At 65.5% G+C, this 17,844-nt stretch carries 19 protein-coding genes; 8 read left to right on the top strand and 11 right to left on the bottom strand.

Annotated elements, in window-relative coordinates; all coding sequences use genetic code 11:
- The first annotated feature begins 239 nt into the window (after positions 1-239).
- Positions 240-1,586: a nucleobase:cation symporter-2 family protein gene (locus ACIPK7_RS17260; protein WP_401089120.1), complete on the top strand. Its 1,347-nt coding sequence runs from the start codon at positions 240-242 to the stop codon at positions 1,584-1,586.
- Positions 1,587-1,702: 116 nt separating this feature from the next.
- Here the strand turns inward: ACIPK7_RS17260 and ACIPK7_RS17255 are convergent, their stop codons facing one another.
- Both ACIPK7_RS17255 and ACIPK7_RS17250 read right to left on the bottom strand, forming a co-directional pair.
- Positions 1,703-2,920, bottom strand: a complete 1,218-nt coding sequence (locus ACIPK7_RS17255) for a methyl-accepting chemotaxis protein (RefSeq protein ID WP_401089384.1) — start codon at positions 2,918-2,920, stop codon at positions 1,703-1,705.
- 489 nt (positions 2,921-3,409) lie between these two features.
- A complete protein-coding gene (locus tag ACIPK7_RS17250) occupies positions 3,410-3,751 on the bottom strand; it encodes a hypothetical protein (RefSeq protein WP_401089118.1) in 342 nt (113 codons plus the stop codon).
- A gap of 196 nt (positions 3,752-3,947) precedes the next feature.
- Between ACIPK7_RS17250 and dusA the strand changes: the two genes are divergently transcribed.
- Both dusA and tal read left to right on the top strand, forming a co-directional pair.
- Positions 3,948-4,952 carry a tRNA dihydrouridine(20/20a) synthase DusA gene (dusA, locus tag ACIPK7_RS17245; RefSeq protein ID WP_401089116.1) on the top strand — a complete coding sequence of 335 codons (1,005 nt, stop codon included), beginning with the start codon at positions 3,948-3,950 and terminating at the stop codon, positions 4,950-4,952.
- A 62-nt stretch (positions 4,953-5,014) separates the two neighbouring features.
- Entirely contained in the window at positions 5,015-5,935 is a 921-nt protein-coding gene (tal, locus tag ACIPK7_RS17240) for a transaldolase (RefSeq protein WP_401089114.1), read from the top strand.
- Between the two features lie 75 nt (positions 5,936-6,010).
- Here tal and rssC read toward each other — a convergent pair whose 3' ends face one another.
- The 4 genes from rssC to ACIPK7_RS17220 all read right to left on the bottom strand — a co-directional run bounded on the left by rssC (position 6,011) and on the right by ACIPK7_RS17220 (position 9,446).
- Positions 6,011-6,493, bottom strand: coding sequence for an anti-sigma factor antagonist RssC (rssC, locus tag ACIPK7_RS17235; protein WP_192432891.1), 483 nt, complete (start codon positions 6,491-6,493; stop codon positions 6,011-6,013).
- On the bottom strand, positions 6,490-7,674 hold the full coding sequence (gene rssB, locus ACIPK7_RS17230) for a two-component system response regulator RssB (RefSeq protein WP_192432890.1): 1,185 nt from the start codon (positions 7,672-7,674) through the stop codon (positions 6,490-6,492). The genes rssC and rssB overlap by 4 nt, the downstream gene beginning before the upstream one ends.
- A 181-nt stretch (positions 7,675-7,855) precedes the next feature.
- Entirely contained in the window at positions 7,856-8,560 is a 705-nt protein-coding gene (locus ACIPK7_RS17225) for a VacJ family lipoprotein (RefSeq protein WP_081518597.1), read from the bottom strand.
- Positions 8,561-8,729: 169 nt separating this feature from the next.
- Positions 8,730-9,446: a UTRA domain-containing protein gene (locus ACIPK7_RS17220; RefSeq protein ID WP_401089111.1), complete on the bottom strand. Its 717-nt coding sequence runs from the start codon at positions 9,444-9,446 to the stop codon at positions 8,730-8,732.
- Between the two features lie 112 nt (positions 9,447-9,558).
- On the opposite strand from ACIPK7_RS17220, the gene ACIPK7_RS17215 reads away from it, so the two are divergent.
- The 3 genes from ACIPK7_RS17215 to ACIPK7_RS17205 all read left to right on the top strand — a co-directional run bounded on the left by ACIPK7_RS17215 (position 9,559) and on the right by ACIPK7_RS17205 (position 11,222).
- The gene (locus ACIPK7_RS17215) at positions 9,559-10,302 is read left to right on the top strand and encodes an HAD family phosphatase (protein ID WP_401089109.1); all 744 of its coding nucleotides are present in this window, start codon (positions 9,559-9,561) and stop codon (positions 10,300-10,302) included.
- Positions 10,299-10,880, top strand: coding sequence for a phosphonate degradation HD-domain oxygenase (locus ACIPK7_RS17210; RefSeq protein ID WP_401089107.1), 582 nt, complete (start codon positions 10,299-10,301; stop codon positions 10,878-10,880). The genes ACIPK7_RS17215 and ACIPK7_RS17210 overlap by 4 nt, the downstream gene beginning before the upstream one ends.
- A gap of 78 nt (positions 10,881-10,958) precedes the next feature.
- Positions 10,959-11,222, top strand: coding sequence for a DUF4404 family protein (locus tag ACIPK7_RS17205; protein WP_192432886.1), 264 nt, complete (start codon positions 10,959-10,961; stop codon positions 11,220-11,222).
- Positions 11,223-11,305: 83 nt separating this feature from the next.
- On the opposite strand, the gene queF is transcribed toward ACIPK7_RS17205, so the two are convergent.
- The 5 genes from queF to ACIPK7_RS17180 form a co-directional block, all read right to left on the bottom strand.
- Positions 11,306-12,136 carry an NADPH-dependent 7-cyano-7-deazaguanine reductase QueF gene (gene queF / locus ACIPK7_RS17200; protein ID WP_401089105.1) on the bottom strand — a complete coding sequence of 277 codons (831 nt, stop codon included), beginning with the start codon at positions 12,134-12,136 and terminating at the stop codon, positions 11,306-11,308.
- Between the two features lie 160 nt (positions 12,137-12,296).
- Positions 12,297-13,004 (bottom strand): copper resistance protein B, encoded by a 708-nt coding sequence (locus ACIPK7_RS17195; RefSeq protein ID WP_401089103.1) that lies wholly within the window; start codon positions 13,002-13,004, stop codon positions 12,297-12,299.
- A gap of 9 nt (positions 13,005-13,013) precedes the next feature.
- Complete coding sequence (locus ACIPK7_RS17190; RefSeq protein WP_401089101.1) at positions 13,014-14,687, bottom strand: copper resistance system multicopper oxidase; 1,674 nt, start codon at positions 14,685-14,687, stop codon at positions 13,014-13,016.
- Between the two features lie 14 nt (positions 14,688-14,701).
- A complete protein-coding gene (locus ACIPK7_RS17185; protein ID WP_401089099.1) occupies positions 14,702-15,253 on the bottom strand; it encodes a plastocyanin/azurin family copper-binding protein in 552 nt (183 codons plus the stop codon).
- A gap of 171 nt (positions 15,254-15,424) precedes the next feature.
- Positions 15,425-15,556, bottom strand: coding sequence for a co-regulatory protein PtrA N-terminal domain-containing protein (locus ACIPK7_RS17180; protein ID WP_263866059.1), 132 nt, complete (start codon positions 15,554-15,556; stop codon positions 15,425-15,427).
- A gap of 126 nt (positions 15,557-15,682) precedes the next feature.
- Between ACIPK7_RS17180 and ACIPK7_RS17175 the strand changes: the two genes are divergently transcribed.
- Together ACIPK7_RS17175 and ACIPK7_RS17170 are read left to right on the top strand one after the other, a co-directional pair.
- Positions 15,683-16,363 (top strand): heavy metal response regulator transcription factor, encoded by a 681-nt coding sequence (locus tag ACIPK7_RS17175; protein WP_081518606.1) that lies wholly within the window; start codon positions 15,683-15,685, stop codon positions 16,361-16,363.
- On the top strand, positions 16,360-17,676 hold the full coding sequence (locus ACIPK7_RS17170) for a heavy metal sensor histidine kinase (protein ID WP_192432881.1): 1,317 nt from the start codon (positions 16,360-16,362) through the stop codon (positions 17,674-17,676). Before ACIPK7_RS17175 ends, ACIPK7_RS17170 begins: the two co-directional genes overlap by 4 nt.
- Positions 17,677-17,844: the final 168 nt, after the last annotated feature.

The raw sequence follows: 17,844 nt of genomic DNA, 5'->3' as shown, positions 1-17,844 counted from the left end.
AATGGCTACAGAAATATCGAAGCCAGGAAACACGCGGCCTAGAGCCATGCAGCACCACGGAGACAAAACGTGACCGATGAGTTGTATACAAAAATCGATTGAACGTAATACACATCGCGTTTATAAAGTCCCGCACCGCTTCACCCGCTCGGCCCCGGGGGTGAGATCGGCCAGTACTTCCCGGTTGTCGTGCCCGTCCGGCAACCAGCGACTGACAACAATAAAAACCGAGGTGTTGCATGTCCGTGGTAACTGAGCGCTCCCATACCGGCTCGCCCGTCGACCAGCGTTTGCCCTTGCTGCAGCTGCTGCTGGTCGGCTTCCAGCACGTTCTCCTGATGTACGGCGGCGCCGTCGCCGTCCCGCTGATCGTCGGCCAGGCCGCCGGCCTCTCCCGCGAAGAAATCGCCTTCCTGATCAACGCCGACCTGCTGGTCGCCGGCATCGCCACGCTCGTGCAATCGCTGGGCATCGGCCCGGTGGGTATCCGCATGCCGGTGATGATGGGCGCCAGTTTCGCCGCCGTCGGCAGCATGGTTGCCATGGCCGGGATGCCCGGCGTGGGCATGACCGGCATCTTCGGTGCCACCATCGCTGCGGGTTTCTTCGGCATGGTCATCGCGCCGTTCATGAGCCGCATCGTGCGCTTCTTCCCGCCGCTGGTGACCGGCACCGTGATCACCTCCATCGGCATGTGCCTGTTCCCGGTGGCGATCAACTGGGCCGGTGGCGGCAAGGCCGCCGCCAACTTCGGCGCCATCGAATACCTCGCCCTGTCGTCCTTCGTGCTGGCGGTGATCCTGCTGATCAACCGTTTCATGAAAGGCTTCTGGGTCAACGTCTCGGTACTGATCGGCATGCTACTGGGCTACATCATCGGCGCCAGCATGGGCATGGTCAGCCTGGACGGCATCGAGCAGCGCCCGTGGTTCGACGTGGTCACCCCGCTGCATTTCGGCGCGCCGGAATTCCACCTCGCGCCGGTGCTGTCAATGTGTCTGGTGGTGGTGATCATCTTCGTCGAGTCCACCGGCATGTTCCTCGCACTGGGCAAGATCACCGAGACCGAGATCTGCCCCAACCGCCTGCGCCGCGGCCTGCTTTGCGATGCCAGCGCCTCGTTCATCGCCGGCTTCATGAACACCTTCACCCACTCCTCGTTCGCCCAGAACATCGGTCTGGTACAGATGACCGGCGTGCGCAGCCGCTACGTCACCGCTGCCGCCGCACTGTTCCTGATCGCCCTGTCGCTGCTGCCCAAGGCCGCCTTCCTGGTCGCCTCGATCCCGCCGGCGGTGTTGGGTGGTGCCGGTATCGCCATGTTCGGCATGGTCGCCGCCAGCGGCATTCGCATCCTCCACGAAGCGGACATCGTCGACCGCCGCAACCAGCTGCTGGTCGCGGTGAGCATTGGCATGGGAATGGTGCCGGTGGTGCGCCCGGACTTCTTCGCCGCCCTGCCCCAGTGGATGGAGCCGATCACCCACAGCGGCATCGCGATGACCGCGATCTGGGCCGTGGTGCTGAACATCCTGTTCAACATCCTCGGCGAGCATGGCCGCGACGCCCTCTGCGGGCATCACTGAGCCCCTTTCGCGAGCGTCTCCCGGACGCCCGCACCAAGCCGCGTCCAACTCCTTCGCGGCTTTTTTTACTACTGCAGCTCTCTCCTACGGTATGGCTTTCCTACGGACCTCCGGGCTCAGACTTCCGGACGGTAGCCCAGCCGCAGCCCACCCCACTGGCGACCGCGTACAAAGATGGGCACCGAAAGGTCATGCATCAGCTCGCCAGTATCGCGGCAGTAGGTCTGCAGCAGCATCGGCTGGTTGTGACTGCCGCAGCGCACCCCGGTGCGGTCGTTGAACAGGCGCTTGCTGCGGCTCTTGAGCATGTCCACCTGCAGGTCGCCACTTGGCGGATGGCTGAACGCCTGGTTGTGCGTCGGCACATAACCCTCGGCGGTACAGGCGATGGCGAAGACCAATCCCTCATGGCGTTGCAACAGGTCTTCCTGGATGCGCGGTAGCACCTCGTCGGTGTAACGGTCGAAGCGCGTGCGGAACTTCTGCGGGCGGGTGCCGGGCATCGGCTGGTAATCGCGGTCGAACAGGTCGTCGAAGCCGATCCGGCCGTTCTCCACGTCCGTCTCGAACTTCGCGCCGATGGCCTGGGCGCCGGCACGGGCGAGGTCGTAGGCGCGCTGGTGATAATCATCCAGCGCCACCTCGGCGAGGCGCTCGCTGATGGTCTCCGCCTGGCTTTCCAGCTGCATCGCGGCATCGGCCAGGCGGTGGGTCTGCTCATCGCTGGCGCGCAGGTCGCCGCGCACCTGCTCGACAGCGGCGAACAGACTGTCCAACTGGTTGCGGTTGATCTCCGCACCCTCGGCGATCTCGGTGATCTGGGTTTCCACGGTGGCGGCCAGCCGGGCGATATCCTGCAACTGGCGGCCGGTGTTCTCCACCTGGCTGACGCCCAGGCCCAGGTCGTCGGTGAGCTGGCGAATCTGCTCCACCACCTCGCCGGTCTGGCACTGGATATCCTCGATCATCTGCCCCACCTCGTCGGTGGCCTCGGCAGTACGCCCGGCGAGCCCGCGAACCTCCTCGGCCACCACGGCGAAGCCACGGCCGTGCTCCCCTGCCCGCGCCGCCTCAATGGCCGCGTTGAGGGCCAGCAGGTTGGTCTGACTGGCAATCGACTGGATCACCTGGGTAACGCGCTGAATATCTTCGCTGCGGGCGTTCAGCGTCTCGATCAATGCGCGGCTGGCACTGGCGCGCTGGCTCAACTGGTGCATGCATTCGATGGCAGCCTGCAGCTCACTGCGCCCGCTATCGCTGCCTGCGCGAGCAAGCGTGGCAGCCTCCTTCGCCTGACGCGCCAGGTTCGAAGTCGCCCGTTCGGTATGGATCATCACCTCGGCGCTACCGACGATCTGCTCGGCGGCAACCACCTGGGACTCCAGCTTCTCCACCAGTCGCTGCACCGAGAAGGACACCCCGGCAGCGGACAGCGCATTGCGGCTGGTGCCCTGGGACAACTCGCGGGTCAGCTCGGCGACGTCCGGCAACACCGCCAGCGCTCCGGCCGGCGCCGCCCGCTCGGGGACGAACCACGGCCCCCAGAGCAGTATCGCGGCAAGCAGCAGGCACACAGACAACGGCCAGCCGCCCAGCGCCTGGGCGATGAACAGCAGCACCAGGCCGCAAGTCTGCAGGGTAAGGATGAGGACGATACGCGGACGCGTGATATCCATGGCAACAGCTCTCTTCTGGCGAGCCCTGCCGCTGCGCAGCGCGGGCGCGCTGCCGGGAGCCCGATTATTCTTGTCAGAGCCATTAGGCCGCCTGCTGCATGCGGCGGCTATCGTTCCTTAGTGGTAGACGAGGCGCTGCTTGAGTCGCTACAGGCAGCTACGCGCCGCCAGGGTGAGCGCATCGTCCGGGCTCGGAGCATCGCGGCGATAGAGCACCACATCGCTGCCCTTGTCAGACGCCGTTGCTTCCAGCAGCACCTCGGCGGTATCGCCGGCGGCGACTGGCACCAGCAACCGGTAACCAAGACGAATTTCCTTCACCGCCGCCGAAGGGCGCGTGGCCTGCCATTTCGGCAGCAGGCAGCTCATGTAGACCGAAGGCGACCTGCCGCTCTCCAGCCGCAACGCCGGGGCGTCCTCCTTCAGCTTGCTCGGCGAGGAACAGGCGACCAGCAGGATCAGCGGGAGCGTCAGCAATAGGGGGTTCATCGAGTGAGATCCTTCTGTCAGGAACCCAGAGGGTAGCAGTTGCGACGAAGCGGACCGCCCGACCAGGTCAGGTCAGTCCGTCGGCAGACCGCCTGCCGGATTCCGTGCGCTGCGCCGGCAACCTCGGTAAAATCTTTGCCCTTTCCGTCGGCGCGAGCGGTTTCGCGCCCCTTGCAAAGCCAGATTCGACGTAACCATGACCACTGCCGCACCGACCGCCACCTCCCATCCCGAGCCTTCCCGCCGGTTCAGCGTTGCACCCATGATGGATTGGACTGACAGACATTGTCGGTTCTTCCTGCGCCAACTTTCCAGCCACGCGTTGCTTTATACGGAAATGGTCACCACCGGCGCCGTACTGCACGGCGATACCGCGCGCTTCCTGCGCCACGACGAGTGCGAGCATCCGCTTGCTCTGCAACTGGGCGGCAGCAACCCCGCAGACCTGGCGGCCGCGGCGAAGCTGGCGGAGGAAGCAGGCTACGACGAGGTCAACCTGAACGTCGGCTGCCCTAGCGATCGCGTGCAGAACAATATGATCGGCGCTTGCCTCATGGCTCATCCGGCGCTGGTAGCGGATTGCGTGAAGGCCATGCGCGACGCGGTGTCGATCCCAGTGACGGTCAAGCACCGCATCGGCATCAACGGCCGCGACAGCTACGAGGAGCTCTGCGACTTCGTTGGCCAGGTGCGCGACGCCGGCTGCCGCAGCTTCACCGTGCACGCCCGCATCGCCATTCTCGAAGGCCTGTCGCCCAAGGAAAACCGCGAGATCCCGCCGCTGCGCTACGACATCGCCGCGCAGCTCAAGCGCGATTTTCCGGAGCTGGAGATCGTCCTCAACGGCGGCATCAAGACCCTGGAGGAATGCCGCGAGCACCTGCAGGTGTTCGACGGCGTAATGCTCGGCCGCGAGGCGTACCACAACCCCTATCTGCTGGCCCAGATGGATGCCGCGCTGTACGGTTCCCAGGAACCGGCCATCACCCGCGCCGAGGCCCTGGCGCGGATGCGTCCTTACATCGAGCGGCACATCGCCGAGGGTGGCGCGATGCATCACGTGACCCGCCATGTCCTGGGACTGGCCCAGGGATTCCCGGGCGCGCGCCGCTTCCGCCAGCTGCTCTCGGTGGACGTTCACAAGACCAAAGATTCCCTCGGACTGCTCGATCAGGCCGGAGAACTTCTCGCCGGTCACTGAGTCCCGTTGAGTGGCGCATCTGCCTCGGGTAAGGTCGATGCACTCTCTACGGAAGACGCGCCATGACCTCCAAGCTGGAACAACTCAAGCAGTACACCACGGTTGTCGCCGATACCGGCGATTTCGACGCCATAGCCCGCCTGAAGCCGGTGGATGCCACCACCAACCCGTCTTTGCTGCTGAAGGCCGCGGCCCTGCCACGCTACACCGAGCACCTGGCCCGCGCCACCGAAGGCGCGCATGGTGACGCAGGCCTCGCCTGCGACCGCTTCGCCGTCGCCGTGGGCAAGGACATCCTGGGAGTGATTCCGGGGCGCATCTCCACCGAAGTGGACGCGCGCCTGTCCTTCGATACCGAAGCCACACTGCAGCGCGCCCATCGCCTGATCGAGCTTTACGACCAGCAAGGCATCGGCCGCGACCGAGTGCTGATCAAGATCGCCTCCACTTGGGAAGGCATCCGCGCCGCCGAGCAACTGGAGCGCGAAGGTATTCAGACCAACCTGACCCTACTGTTCTCCTTCGCCCAGGCCGCTGCCTGCGCCGACGCCGGCGTGTTCCTCATTTCGCCCTTCGTCGGGCGCATCTACGACTGGTACAAGAAGGCCAACAACCGCGAATACGTGGGTGCGGAAGATCCGGGCGTGCAGTCCGTCTCGCGTATTTATCGCTACTACAAGGCCAACGGCTACGAGACCGTGGTGATGGGCGCCAGCTTCCGCAACCTCGGACAGATCGAGCAGCTCGCGGGCTGCGACCGCCTGACCATCAGCCCGGATCTGCTGCAACAGCTGGCCGATGCCGAAGGCGACCTGCCGCGCGCTCTGCAGCCGGGCGGCGGCGAAGCCCGCCAGGTGCTGGACGAGAGTGCCTTCCGTTGGCAGATGAACGATGACGCCATGGGCACCGAGAAGCTGGCCGAAGGCATCCGCCTGTTCGCCCGCGACCAGGAGAGGCTCGAGGCACTGCTCGCCGGCCGCTGATCGCGGCAGTAAGCTGTAGACGAGCAAATGCAAACCGGCGCCCCAGGGCGCCGGTTTGCATTGGGTCTCATCGAATCAGTGGCGCTCGAGCGCGCTCACCAGATCGTGGAAGGCCTCGCGGTTAGTCTCATTCAGTCCCATCAGGATACGGTGGGCTTCGAGCACCTTGCCGCGCACCACATCCTCAGACTGGTCCTGGGGAGGCAGATCGGTCAGGCAATCCGAGCACGGAATGGGGCGATCAACGATGTTGAACACCTGGTCGAAGCCCATCGACTGCAGCAGCCGGGTGATGTCCGCGTTGGTGGTGACCAGCGTGGGCAACAGACCGATCTTCTGCCGCGAGAGAATGGACAGCTTCGCCAGGAGGCCCAGCGTGGTGCTGTCGATACTCTGGGTTTCCGTGAGATCGATGATAATCGCCGAGAAATTCAACGCGGCGAAGATTTTTTCAATGGTGGCATCCAGCGCCGAACACAGGGTCAGTCGGACTTCGCCCACGAACTTCAGGACAAACGAGCCATCCTGCTCGGCGAACTGGATTTTACCGGTACTCATGCAAGGTTCCTGCTCAACACCAGCAAGGCAATATCATCCGGCATCTCGGACAACTTGGCCAGTCCGAAGACTTGGCGCAGGCCATCCAGGGTCCCGCCGGCGGCGACGACCTGCTCGGGCAGGGCCGTCTCTTTTTCCTTAAGCGTAGCTCCCGGAAGGACGTCGAGAATTCCGTCCGAGAACAGGGAAAGGCTGAAGGACTTGGGAAGATCGAGGACATGATCCTCGTAGGTCGCTTCGTCGAACAACCCCACCGGCAGACCACGGCCTTCCAGGTAGCGGGCTTCGCCGTCGACATAAAGCACAGGCAGCGGCAGGTGGCCGCCGATGCTGTAGGTCAGGCGGTCGGTATCCAGGTCGATCACGCCACCGAGCATGGTCACGTGCTTGCCCAGGTTGCAGTTGATCAACCCGCGGTTGATATGACCGAGAACGTCCGACGGCTTGAATTCCGGCAACATGTCGTTGCGCTTGGATTCATACAGCAGCCGCGTGGTCATGAACTTCAGCAGCACGGTGACGAAGGCGGACGAAGCGCCATGGCCGGAAACGTCGGCCAGGTAGAAGCCGATGCGACGCGCGTCCACGCGGAAGTAATCGACGAAGTCACCCGACAGGTACAGCGATGGGATGATCTGGTGGGAAAAGGCCAGGCCTTCTGATTCCCAGGGCGTCTCCGGCAGCATGTTCATCTGCACCTGGCGACCGGCGTTCTGGTCTTCCTGGAGCAGGTTCAGGCTGGCCTGCAGCTCGCGGTTTGCAGTTTCCAGCTTCTCGCGGTAGCGGCGGTTTTCCGAGCGCAGGAAGGCGCGATCCAGGGCACGGCGTACCGAATGCTCCAGGACAGCGAGGTCTTCCAGCGGCTTGATCAGGTAGTCGGCGGCGCCAAGGCGCAAGGCCTCGACGGCGTCGCTCATGACGCCGGCACCGGAGAGCACGATCACCGGGGTTTCCACCGCCATTTCGGTGACGCGACGGATCAGCTCGAGGCCGTCCATCTGCGGCATGCGCAGATCGCAGATCACCAGATCGGGGAGTTCGTGCTCGAAGACTTTCAGGCCTTCCAGGCCGTTGGTGGCCTGTGTGACCTTGAATCCGCTGTCTTCCAGGTAGGCGGCGAGGCTTTCGCGGACGACGTCGTCGTCATCGATAATCAGCAGCGAGGCACTGGCTTTGTGCATGGGTCATCCAGGCAAACGGCGCCGGGGTTGTGGTTTGGCGCTCATTCTAGGGAACAGCGGCGCGGGTCGGTCGCGACAAGGCGCAGACACTACTCCCATCCGCTCAAGGGTTCAAGCAGGCACCGCCCGCGCCACGAATGGCGCGGGCTGGAGGACAGGAAAGGTATTCGCGCAGGGCCGATCAGAAGTCGTCTTCGACTTCGCCGTCCTTGACCTTGAACTCGCGGTTCTGCAGGTAGGCGTTGCGGATGAAGGTGTACTTGTCACCGCTGATCAGCTTCTCGGACTTGAGCAGGTCGGCACGGGTGTCGACCACGTCCACGGCACGCATGCTGTTACGAACCGGCACGTTGTCGATATACGGATACGGTCCGGTGTAGGAGTCCGGGATCAGCGAAGGCGCATCGCGCAGCGTGCTCGGGCCGAGCAGCGGCAGCATCACGTAGGGGCCGCTGCCCACGCCGTAATGGCCGAGGGTCTGGCCGAAGTCTTCGTCGTTGCGGCGCAGGCCCATGTGGGTGGCCACGTCGATGAAACCGGCCAGGCCGAAAGTGGTGTTGAACAGCAGGCGGCTGGTGTCGACGCCGGCATCGCGGAACTTCAACTGCAGCAGGTCGTTGACCAGGTTCTTCACGTCACCGATGTTGCCGAAGAAGTTGTGCACGCCATCCTGCACGACGTTCGGGGTGACGTACTGGTAACCCTGGGCCAGCGGCTTGAGGGCGTAGGTGTCCAGGGTGTCGTTGAAGGTGAAGATCGGACGGTTGATGCTTTCCCACGGGTCGTCTTCGCTGGCAGCCTGCGCCAGGAAGGGGATGGTGGCCAGGCCGGCGGCGGCGAGCAGGCTGAAGCAGCGTTTCGTCCATTGGACGCCAAGTGGGCGCATCGGGAATTCTCCAGTGAATGTGAATCGGGCCAGCCATGGCGGCCCCGCTATGCGGGCAGATTATATAGAGGCGCAACGGTTTTGCAGACCCGGACCGATCTCGCAGGATTTCGATTCACGGGCGCTGGATGCCGTTTCGCTTGCTTCCAGTTGAAAGCATAGTGCCACTTCAGTCGGGATACCGTGCGTCGATGACAATTTCCAACGCATCGGAGCGCCAGAACTCCTGGTCCCACTCCACCAGCCGGCCGTCCTCGATATAGCTGGCACGTTCCACGTAGAGCCCCGGCGAGCCCGGCGTCAGTTGCAGCGGCGTCGCCCGCGCCTCCACCAGCGCCGTGGAGTGCATGGCCAGCTCGGAGCGCGACAAGCTCAATCCCAGCTCCTCGCGCAGCACGCGGGTGAGCGAGGTATCCAACCCGTGATCGAGCAGGCCGGGACACCAGCTGGCATCCAGGGTGATTTCCTCGAGCATCACCGGCCGCTCGTCAACCCAGCGGCGGCGCAGTACGTGGAATACCCCGGCCTCTTCGTCCAGCCCCATGCGGCGCGCCAGTGCAGGTCCGGCGGCGCGGCGCTCGGCAGCCAGGACCTCGGTACGCGGCACGCGGCCCTGGGCCTCGACGTAATCCATGAAGCCCGTGGTGCGAGTCGGGTTGTAGCGGATGCGCGGCGGCGAGACGAACCAGCCGCGGCGGTTCTCGCGGTACAGCACGCCCTCGGTCTCCAGTTGCTGCAGCGCCTCGCGCAGGGTCACGCGGGTGCAACCGAAGCGCTCGGCCAACTCGCGCTCGGCGGGCAGGCGCTGGCTCAGGGTGGCATTGGCGATGTCCTGCGCCAGCTGGTCACGGATGCGCAGGTAATGAGGCGTGGGTTCGACCGGCATGGGCGTCTTCCGCAAAAAGGCGCGGCGATTATAGCGACATGGCGGCGGACTTCATCGGACCGTCACATTGGCCCGCTAGTCTGGCCTAGACCAATTATCAGAAAAGCCCACCATGCCTGCGACCGCCGACTTTCCGCGCTTCACGTCCCTGCTGTTCGGACTGTCGGGCGACCTGGTGGACTTTGGCGCAAGGACGCTGCCGGTTGCCCTGCAACGCACCTGCCCCGATTGTCCGCCGGAACGCCTGACCAGCGCCCTCGCCCTACCCCCGCAGGATGCGCTGGACCTTGCCCTGGGCCGCTGCGCCGAGCCGCAGGAGCGCAACCGCTTCCAGGCCGCCCTGGACGAAGCCGCCCAGGCCCACGCCGAGGCCACTCCCGGCGCCCTGGACGCCCTGCAGGCGTTGCACCAGCGCGGCGTACCCTGCGCCTGGCTCGATGAGCTGCCCAACGCCACCACGCTGCACCTGGCCGCTGCCCTGGACGATCGCCTCGCCACCGGCCTGGACATCGCCGGTCGCCAATGGCCTGCACCGGACTCCTGCTGGCAGGCGCTGATGCAGCTGGACAGCCCGCACCTGGACGGCTGCGTGCTGGTCAGCGGCCAGCCGCGCCTGCTCCAGGCGGGTCTCAACGCCGGCCTGTGGACCATCGGCCTGGCCGCCAGCGGGCCCCTTTGCGGCCACGCACCGGGGGACTGGGACGCCCTCGGCAATCTCGACCGCGACCGCCTGCGCGCCCAGGCAACGCTGGGCCTGTACCGCCTCGGCGTGCACTCGGTCATCGATCATCTGGGCGAGCTGGATTCCTGCCTGCAGGACATCGCCGGCCGCCGCCTGAAAGGAGAAAAGCCATGAAGCACGCACGCCACCGTTTCCTCGACGAGCTGGCCGAGCGCTTCGCCAGCCACGGCGCCGAGCCTTATGGCGAAGCTGTCAGCCAGGCCGAGCACGCACTCCAGTGCGCCACCCTGGCCGAGCGCGCGGGTTGTTCCGACAGCCTGGTGATCGCCGCCCTGCTCCACGACATCGGCCACCTCTATGAAGACCCGCAGATGATCGAGGATAAGGACCAGCGCCACGAGGAGCTCGGCGCCAACCTGCTGCGCGAGCTGCTGCCCGAATCCGTCTGGCAGCCGATCCGCCTGCACGTGGCCGCCAAGCGCTACCTCTGCGCGGTCGACCCTGCCTACCACGCCGGCCTGTCCTGGGCTTCGCGGCAGAGCCTGGCGCTGCAGGGTGGACCGTTCGATGAGCGCGGCTCCAGCGCCTTCCTCAACGCGCCTTTCTCCCAGGACGCGCTGACCCTGCGCCGGCTGGATGACCTGGGCAAGGACCCGGCCATGCGCACACCGGAGCTGGAGCACTTCTTCCCGTTGCTAGAACGCCTCCTGCGAATTGATCGGCATCAGGCAAGGGTGCGCGCAGCGAGTTAAGCTCAAAGGCATGGCGATGGACCTTTTCCCCGTCGGGCGAGGTCCATCTTTGGGTACGTACCGCAGAAGGACACCACCATGCCGACACAACGCCTCCAGGAAGAGCTCCAGGCCCTGCGCGACCAGCTGCAACACCAGCCGCCGCTGAACGCGGATGAGCGCGAATCGCTGCAAGCCCTGATCAAGGACATCGAATTGCAGTTGGCCAACGAAGAGGCGCTGGCCGACGAGACCCTGATGGACAACGTCAACCTGGCCGTGGAGCGCTTCGAGGCGAGCCATCCGACGCTGGCCGGCACGCTGCGCTCCATCGTGCAGAGCCTGGCGAACATGGGGATCTGATTGCCCCTGACAGACGCTCCCGACATGAAAAACCCGGCTTCGGCCGGGTTTTTCGTATCCGCGTTTTGCAGGCGTGCTGAGAGTTACTGGCGCACCAGCCGGCGATTGTCGGGCTGCACCGCCTCGCTGCTGCGGTAGGGGTTGATGTCCAGACCGCCACGGCGCACGTAGCGCGCGTAAACGGTCAGCCGGGTCGGCTGCAGCAGGCGCTGGAGGTCGAGGTAGATGCGTTCGACGCACTGCTCGTGGAAATCCTGGTGCTGGCGGAACGACACGACATAGGCCAGCAGGCTCGCGGGGTCCAGCGCCGGACCGCTGTACTCCACGACAAGCGTGCCCCAGTCCGGCTGGCCGGTGACCGGGCAGTTGGATTTGAGCAGATGGCTGTAGAGCACTTCGTCGACGCGGCGGGTGTCGTCACAACGCAGCAGTTCCGGGCGCGGATGGTCGTAGCTCTCCACCGCGACGTCCAGGTCATCGACGCAGGTGCCTTCGATGACGGCCACGCCCTCGCTCGCCACTTCATCCAGGCCACGCACACGCACGCTCACCGGCGCGCCAGCGGCGGCGGACAGATCGCGCTCCATCACCACGCACACGGCTTCGGCGCTGTCGAAAGCGGTCTGGTTCAGCGAGTTGAGGTAGAGCTTGAAGGACTTGGATTCGATGATGTTCGGCGACTGCGCCGGAATCGCGAACTCGCCGATGGCCACCACCGGCTTGCCCGATGCGGTCAGCCAGGACAGCTCGTAGCAGTTCCACAGGTCCACGCCCTGATACTGCAGGGTATCTGCGGTCAGGCCCAGCTCCGCCCACTTGGTGGTGCGGGAGATCGGGAACAGCAGCTCCGGCGCGTAGGTGGAGACGTATTCGCTGGATTTGCCCAGGGGCGAGTGTTCGGCGGGATGCTGCATGAGGGATGACCTGCTGGATCGGCGATGCGGACGGTGGCGCGAGGCGGCGAGTGTATACAAATCCGCCATTCCTTTCAGCAATGGGCGGACGAGCCGAATGCCGAGACGCCGGCCCTTGTAGGAACGAGCTTGCTCGCTCCTACCAAGAGCAGCCGAAGCGTCAGAACCACATGCGCACACCCGCAACCCAGTAGCCTTCCTCATCGTCCTCGCCCTCCGCGCGGGCGAGGTCGCCGCTGCGGCCATAGGTCTTGCTCCAGACGTAGCCGAAATACGGCGCGAACTCCCGACGCACTTCGTAGCGCAGGCGCAGCCCCGCCTCCAGTTCGCTGCCTCCGGCACCCACCCCGATGTCGCGGTCGTCGGCCAGCGCCAGGTTGTATTCCAACGAGGGTTCAAGGATCAGCCGCTGGGTCAGCAGCAGCTCGTACTCGGTTTCCAGCCGCAGGGACGGATCACCTCGCTCGCTGAGGAACAGGTTGGCGTCCACCTCGAACCACTGCGGCGCCAGGCCCTGGATACCGAGCACCGCATAGCTTCGCGACGGGCCCGGCTGGTCGTCGTGGCGCACGCCCACCTGCCAGTCCCAGAAGTCCGCGACCATGCGCTGGTAGAGCAGCTGCACTTCGTTGTCAGTGGTGGGGCCACCGGCGTCGCGCTCGCCTTCCAGCTTCAGGCGCAGCTTCTGGTAGTCGGTGCCGTACCAGCCCTGGGCTTCCCAGCCCAGCGCCTGGTCGTTGCCGTGGAAGCGGCTTTCCAGGCGCTGGATCAGCAGCGAGCCCATGGGCATGTCATCCATCTCGGCACTTTCAGCGGGTAAGGCGAGGCTCAGGGTCGCCGCGCAGGCCACCGTTGCTATGCGTTTCATGGCGGTTCCTCAGAGACTGGCGCTGGCGGGAGCCGGCTCGACTATGACCTTGCGCATCATGCCGGCGGCCATGTGGTAGATCAGGTGGCAGTGGAAGGCCCATTCACCCAGCGCATCGGCGGGCACGTCGACGTCCAGGGTGCTGCCCGGCGCCACGCTGACCACATGCTTGAGCGGGTTGAAGCGGCCGTTGCCCTTGTCCAGCTGCATCCACATGCCGTGCAGGTGCATGGGGTGGGTCATCATGGTGTCGTTGACGAAGCGGATGCGCACTCGCTCGCCGTAGGTCAGGCGGATCGGATCGGCCTCGGAGTACTTCTTGCCGTCGATGGACCAGAAGTAGCGCTCCATGTTGCCGGTCAGGCGGAACTCGATGGTACGGTCCGGCGCGCGGTAGTCGGCATAGGGGCGCATGGCCTTGAGGTCCGCGTAGACCAGCAGGCGGTTGCCCGGCTCGGTCGGCTGCGGCGTCAGCCCGCTGCCCGGTGCGTAGTCGGACTTCGGCGCAGCCATGGCCGAGTGATCCATGCCGGCCATCTGCGAGTGGTCCATGCCGGCCATGCTGGAATGATCCATGCCGGACATATCCGCGGCCTCAAGTCCAGCCATCGCCATCCCGCCATGGTCCATGCCCTCGTGGTTCATGCCCATGTCGGCCATGGTCAGCAGCGGCCGTTCACGCAGCGCCGGCACCTCGGCCTGCAACCCGGCGCGCGGGGTCAGGGTGGCGCGGGCGTAGCCGCTGCGGTCCATGGCTTCGGCGAAGAAGGTGTAGGCGCGGTCTTCCTGCGGCTGGACTATCACGTCGTAGGTCTCGGCCACGGCGATGCGCAGTTCGTCCACCGTCACCGGCTGCACGTCGTTGCCGTCGGCCTGCACCACGGTCATCTTCAGGCCGGGAATGCGCAGGTCGAAGTAGCTCATGCCCGAGCCGTTGATGATGCGCAGGCGCACTCGCTCGCCTGGCTTGAACAGGCCGGTCCAGTTCTGCTCGCTGTCCTGGCCGTTGACCAGGAAACGGAAGCCGGCGATGTCGGCGATGTCCGTCGGCGTCATGCGCATCCCACCCCAGTCCAGGCGGTCGCGCACGGTCGCCATGAAGCCATTGGCGCTGGAGTCGGCGATGAAGTCGCCCAGGGTGCGCTGGTTGCGGTTGTAGTAGTCGCTCTGCTTCTTCAGGTTGGCGAACACGGTTTCCGGCCGGGTGTCGTGCCAGTCGGCCAGCAGCAGGGTGTACTCGCGGTCGTAGCGGTACGGCTCGCGCGCCTTCGGTTCGATCACCAGCGGGCCGTAGAGCCCCTCGATCTCCTGGAAGTCGCTGTGGGCGTGGTACCAGTAGGTGCCGGACTGTTTCACCGTGAAGCGGTAGGTGAAGGTCTCGCCGGGCTTGATGCCGGGGAAGCTGATGCCCGGCACGCCGTCCTGAGTGTACGGCAGGATCAGCCCGTGCCAGTGCAGCGAGGTGTCGCGGTCGAGGGTGTTGGTGACGCGCAACTCGACGTCTTCGCCCTCCTTGAAGCGCAGCTCCGGCGCGGGCGTGCGGCCATTCACCGTGAGCGCCTTGCGGGCGCCGTCGGACAGCTTCAGCTCGCCCTCGCCAATCGTCAGGTCATACACGCCCGCCTGCACCGCCAACGGTGCCAGCAGCAGCGCCCCCAGAGCCCATTCCCTTGCGCGGATCATCACGGCGCTCCCGCTCAGGGCTTGACGGTCAGTTTGCCGACCATGCCGGCCTGGTAGTGGCCCGGAATGTTGCAGGCAAATTCCAGGCTGGTGGCCTTGCTGAAGGTCCAGGTCAGCTCGGCGGTCTTGCCCGGTTCCACCAGCACACTGTTGGGGTCGTCGTGCTTCATCATCTGGCCCATCGGCTGGTCGCCATGGCCCATTTTCGAATGGTCCATCTGGCTCATGTCGTGCTGCATGCCGGTGGGGGTTAGCATCCCGGAGTCCATCATCTGCTGCATTTCCTTCTGGTGGCCGGCGTGCATGGCGGCGCTGCCCAGGTTGAATTCATGCAGCAGGCTGCCCGTGTTGTGGATGACGAAACGCACAGTCTCGCCCGGCTTCACGTCGATGCTTTCGGGCTCGAAGAACATCTCGCCCAGCTTGATATCGACGGTGCGGGTGGCTTGGGCGGCCTTGGCCGGCTTGCCGAAGTCGTAGGCGTGCCCGGCGTCGGCCAGGGCCGGCAGGCTGATGGCGGCGGCGAGGCCGAGGACGGAGGCTTGGAGCAGATGACGCAGGGACATGGCGACTCTCCTTTAAGGTCTGTGGCCATGGTCGCTGCCGGCGGCTGAGGGTTACCTGTCGGGAAGATTACAACTCTGTCAGCTTGGCGCTCTCCCGCGCCGCGCAGGGTATAAGGAAGGCGAAAAAAAGCCCGCCAGAGGGCGGGCAAGGGGCAGCACGATGAATCGGATTCAGCAGGCCTGGCGCACCGTGGCGGCCTGTTCCTGCATGCGCTGGAAGGTGATGTCCCCTCCCCCGTCAGCCCAGGCTGGCGTGGCGGGGAAGAACAGCACGGCAAACAGCGTGGAGATGATCAGGTGCATGGCAGGTTCCTCGATGTCACTGGAAAATGAACACATCGCCAGTCTGCAATACCCACACTGTCAGTTCGCTGACCGCCCCATTACCCTGATGACAGCTGCGCCCCGAGCGCCTGAATGGATACCCGGATGAAACTCCTGATCGTCGAAGACGAACCGCGCATCGGCCAGTACCTGCAGCAGGGCCTGAGCGAGGCCGGCTTCGCCGTCGACCTGACCGCCGACGGCGATGAAGGCCTGCAACTGGCCCTGGCTGGCGAACACGACCTGCTGATCCTCGATGTGATGCTGCCCGGCCGCGATGGCTGGCAGATTCTCCAGGCGCTGCGCCAGACCGGCAGCGCCGTGCCGGTGCTGTTCCTCACCGCCCGCGATGCCGTGGAGGACCGCGTGCGCGGCCTGGAACTGGGCGCCGACGACTATTTGGTGAAGCCCTTCGCCTTCGTCGAACTACTGGCCCGCGTGCGCACGCTGCTGCGTCGTGGCGGCCAGCAAATCCAGGAAACCACCCTGCAACTGGCGGACCTCGAACTGGACCTGCTGCGTCGTCGCGTGCAGCGTGCCGGCAAGCGCATCGACCTGACCGCCAAGGAGTTCGCCCTGCTGGAACTGCTGCTGCGCCGCAGCGGCGAGGTGCTGCCCAAGTCGCTGATCGCCTCCCAGGTATGGGACATGAACTTCGACAGTGACACCAATGTCATCGAAGTCGCCATCCGCCGTCTGCGTGCCAAGGTCGACGACGACTTCCCGCAGCGCCTGATCCACACCGTGCGCGGCATGGGCTACGTGCTGGAAGAGCGCGAAGCATGAGCGCGCGCCTCTCCCTCGGCCTGCGTCTGAGCCTGCTGTTTGCCGCGTGCACCGCCGCCGTGTCGCTGCTGGCCGGGATCGTCTTCAGCCGCGCCAGCGAAGCGCACTTCATCGAACTGGATCACCAGTTGATGGCCGGCAAGCTGACGATCTTCCGCGACCTGCTGGACGATGTTCGCGGCCCGGAACAGCTGGCGCCGCACACCGCCGAACTGCGCCGCGAGCTGCGCCGCCACCCCGACCTCGGCCTGCGCCTGCAGGGGCCTGATGGCCAGTCCTGGTTCTGGCAGTTGCCGGCGATGAACATGAGCAGCAACGAAGCCCCAGCCTACCGCGAGCTGCAAGCCCCACTGGAGGCTGGCCAGCCCAAGGGGCCCCAGCTGACTCTGATCCTCGACATCACCCACCACCAGCACTTCCTGCAGCGCATGCAGCGGCTGATCTGGATGACCATGGGCCTCTCCGCCCTGGCCACCGCCCTGCTCGGCGCCTGGGCCGCCCGCGCCAGCCTGCGCCCGCTGCGGCGCATGAGCGAGGTGGCGGCGCAGGTCAGCGCGCACTCGCTGACCACTCGCCTGGATGCCGGGCAAATGCCGCAGGAACTGCGCGGCCTGGCCGGCGAGCTGAACGCCATGCTGGCGCGCCTGGAAGAGGCCTTCCAGCGCCTCTCGGCGTTCTCCGCTGACATCGCCCACGAGCTGCGCACGCCTCTCACCGGGCTGCTGACCCAGACCCAGGTGGTGCTGTCGCGCTCGCGCAGCCTGGAGGACTACCGCGAGGCGCTGCACGGCAACCTGGAAGAGCTGGAGCGGCTCACCGCGATGGTCAACGACATGCTGTTCCTGGCCAAGGCCGACCACGGCCTGCTCACGCCCAACAGCCAGCCCCTGGCGCTGGCCGGCGAGGTGGACGAGTTGCTGGAGTTCTACGGACCGCTGGCCGAGGAAAAATCCATTCGCCTGGAGCGCGATGGCGAGCTGTCAGTGCAGGGCGACCGCGCACTGCTGCGCCGGGTCCTGGCCAACCTGCTGGACAACGCCCTGCGCTTCACCCCGGACGGCGGGCAGATTCGCGTACGCCTGGAACCGGACCGCCTGAGCGTGGAGAACCCGGGACGGGAGATTCCCGCTGAGCGCCTGCCGCGCTTGTTCGACCGTTTCTACCGCGCCGACCCGGCTCGCCGCGAAGGCCAGGGCGAACATGCCGGGTTGGGGCTGGCGATCTGCCGCTCCATCGTCCGCGCCCATGGCGGGGAGATTCGCTGCGAGTCGGCGCAGGGGTGGACGCGGTTCGTCATCGAGTTCCCGCAGTAGCGCCTTTCGTAGGAGCGAGCTTGCTCGCGAACGGACTTGCCGACAGCTCCCGCGTTGGGCGAGTTCGCGAGCAAGCTCGCTCCTACAAGATCAAGAGCCTTCGCGGCAACGCACCGAATGCTCCGAAAAAGAAAAGGCCCCGATTGGGGCCTTTTCCATCAGCGCAAC

The sequence above is a fragment of the Pseudomonas sp. NPDC086581 genome (genome assembly GCF_044746165.1).
GTDB lineage: Bacteria > Pseudomonadota > Gammaproteobacteria > Pseudomonadales > Pseudomonadaceae > Pseudomonas.
This window is presented reverse-complemented; position numbering and strand designations above follow the sequence as displayed.

Excerpts from the sequence above, each read along its gene's own strand:
- ACIPK7_RS17260 (WP_401089120.1), top strand. The coding sequence starts at position 240 with ATGTCCGTGGTAACTGAGCGCTCCCATACCGGCTCGCCCGTCGACCAG.
- ACIPK7_RS17255 (WP_401089384.1), bottom strand. The coding sequence starts at position 2,920 with ATGATCCATACCGAACGGGCGACTTCGAACCTGGCGCGTCAGGCGAAG.
- ACIPK7_RS17250 (WP_401089118.1), bottom strand. The coding sequence starts at position 3,751 with ATGAACCCCCTATTGCTGACGCTCCCGCTGATCCTGCTGGTCGCCTGT.
- dusA (WP_401089116.1), top strand. The coding sequence starts at position 3,948 with ATGACCACTGCCGCACCGACCGCCACCTCCCATCCCGAGCCTTCCCGC.
- tal (WP_401089114.1), top strand. The coding sequence starts at position 5,015 with ATGACCTCCAAGCTGGAACAACTCAAGCAGTACACCACGGTTGTCGCC.
- rssC (WP_192432891.1), bottom strand. The coding sequence starts at position 6,493 with ATGAGTACCGGTAAAATCCAGTTCGCCGAGCAGGATGGCTCGTTTGTC.
- rssB (WP_192432890.1), bottom strand. The coding sequence starts at position 7,674 with ATGCACAAAGCCAGTGCCTCGCTGCTGATTATCGATGACGACGACGTC.
- ACIPK7_RS17225 (WP_081518597.1), bottom strand. The coding sequence starts at position 8,560 with ATGCGCCCACTTGGCGTCCAATGGACGAAACGCTGCTTCAGCCTGCTC.
- ACIPK7_RS17220 (WP_401089111.1), bottom strand. The coding sequence starts at position 9,446 with ATGCCGGTCGAACCCACGCCTCATTACCTGCGCATCCGTGACCAGCTG.
- ACIPK7_RS17215 (WP_401089109.1), top strand. The coding sequence starts at position 9,559 with ATGCCTGCGACCGCCGACTTTCCGCGCTTCACGTCCCTGCTGTTCGGA.
- ACIPK7_RS17210 (WP_401089107.1), top strand. The coding sequence starts at position 10,299 with ATGAAGCACGCACGCCACCGTTTCCTCGACGAGCTGGCCGAGCGCTTC.
- ACIPK7_RS17205 (WP_192432886.1), top strand. The coding sequence starts at position 10,959 with ATGCCGACACAACGCCTCCAGGAAGAGCTCCAGGCCCTGCGCGACCAG.
- queF (WP_401089105.1), bottom strand. The coding sequence starts at position 12,136 with ATGCAGCATCCCGCCGAACACTCGCCCCTGGGCAAATCCAGCGAATAC.
- ACIPK7_RS17195 (WP_401089103.1), bottom strand. The coding sequence starts at position 13,004 with ATGAAACGCATAGCAACGGTGGCCTGCGCGGCGACCCTGAGCCTCGCC.
- ACIPK7_RS17190 (WP_401089101.1), bottom strand. The coding sequence starts at position 14,687 with ATGATCCGCGCAAGGGAATGGGCTCTGGGGGCGCTGCTGCTGGCACCG.
- ACIPK7_RS17185 (WP_401089099.1), bottom strand. The coding sequence starts at position 15,253 with ATGTCCCTGCGTCATCTGCTCCAAGCCTCCGTCCTCGGCCTCGCCGCC.
- ACIPK7_RS17180 (WP_263866059.1), bottom strand. The coding sequence starts at position 15,556 with ATGCACCTGATCATCTCCACGCTGTTTGCCGTGCTGTTCTTCCCCGCC.
- ACIPK7_RS17175 (WP_081518606.1), top strand. The coding sequence starts at position 15,683 with ATGAAACTCCTGATCGTCGAAGACGAACCGCGCATCGGCCAGTACCTG.
- ACIPK7_RS17170 (WP_192432881.1), top strand. The coding sequence starts at position 16,360 with ATGAGCGCGCGCCTCTCCCTCGGCCTGCGTCTGAGCCTGCTGTTTGCC.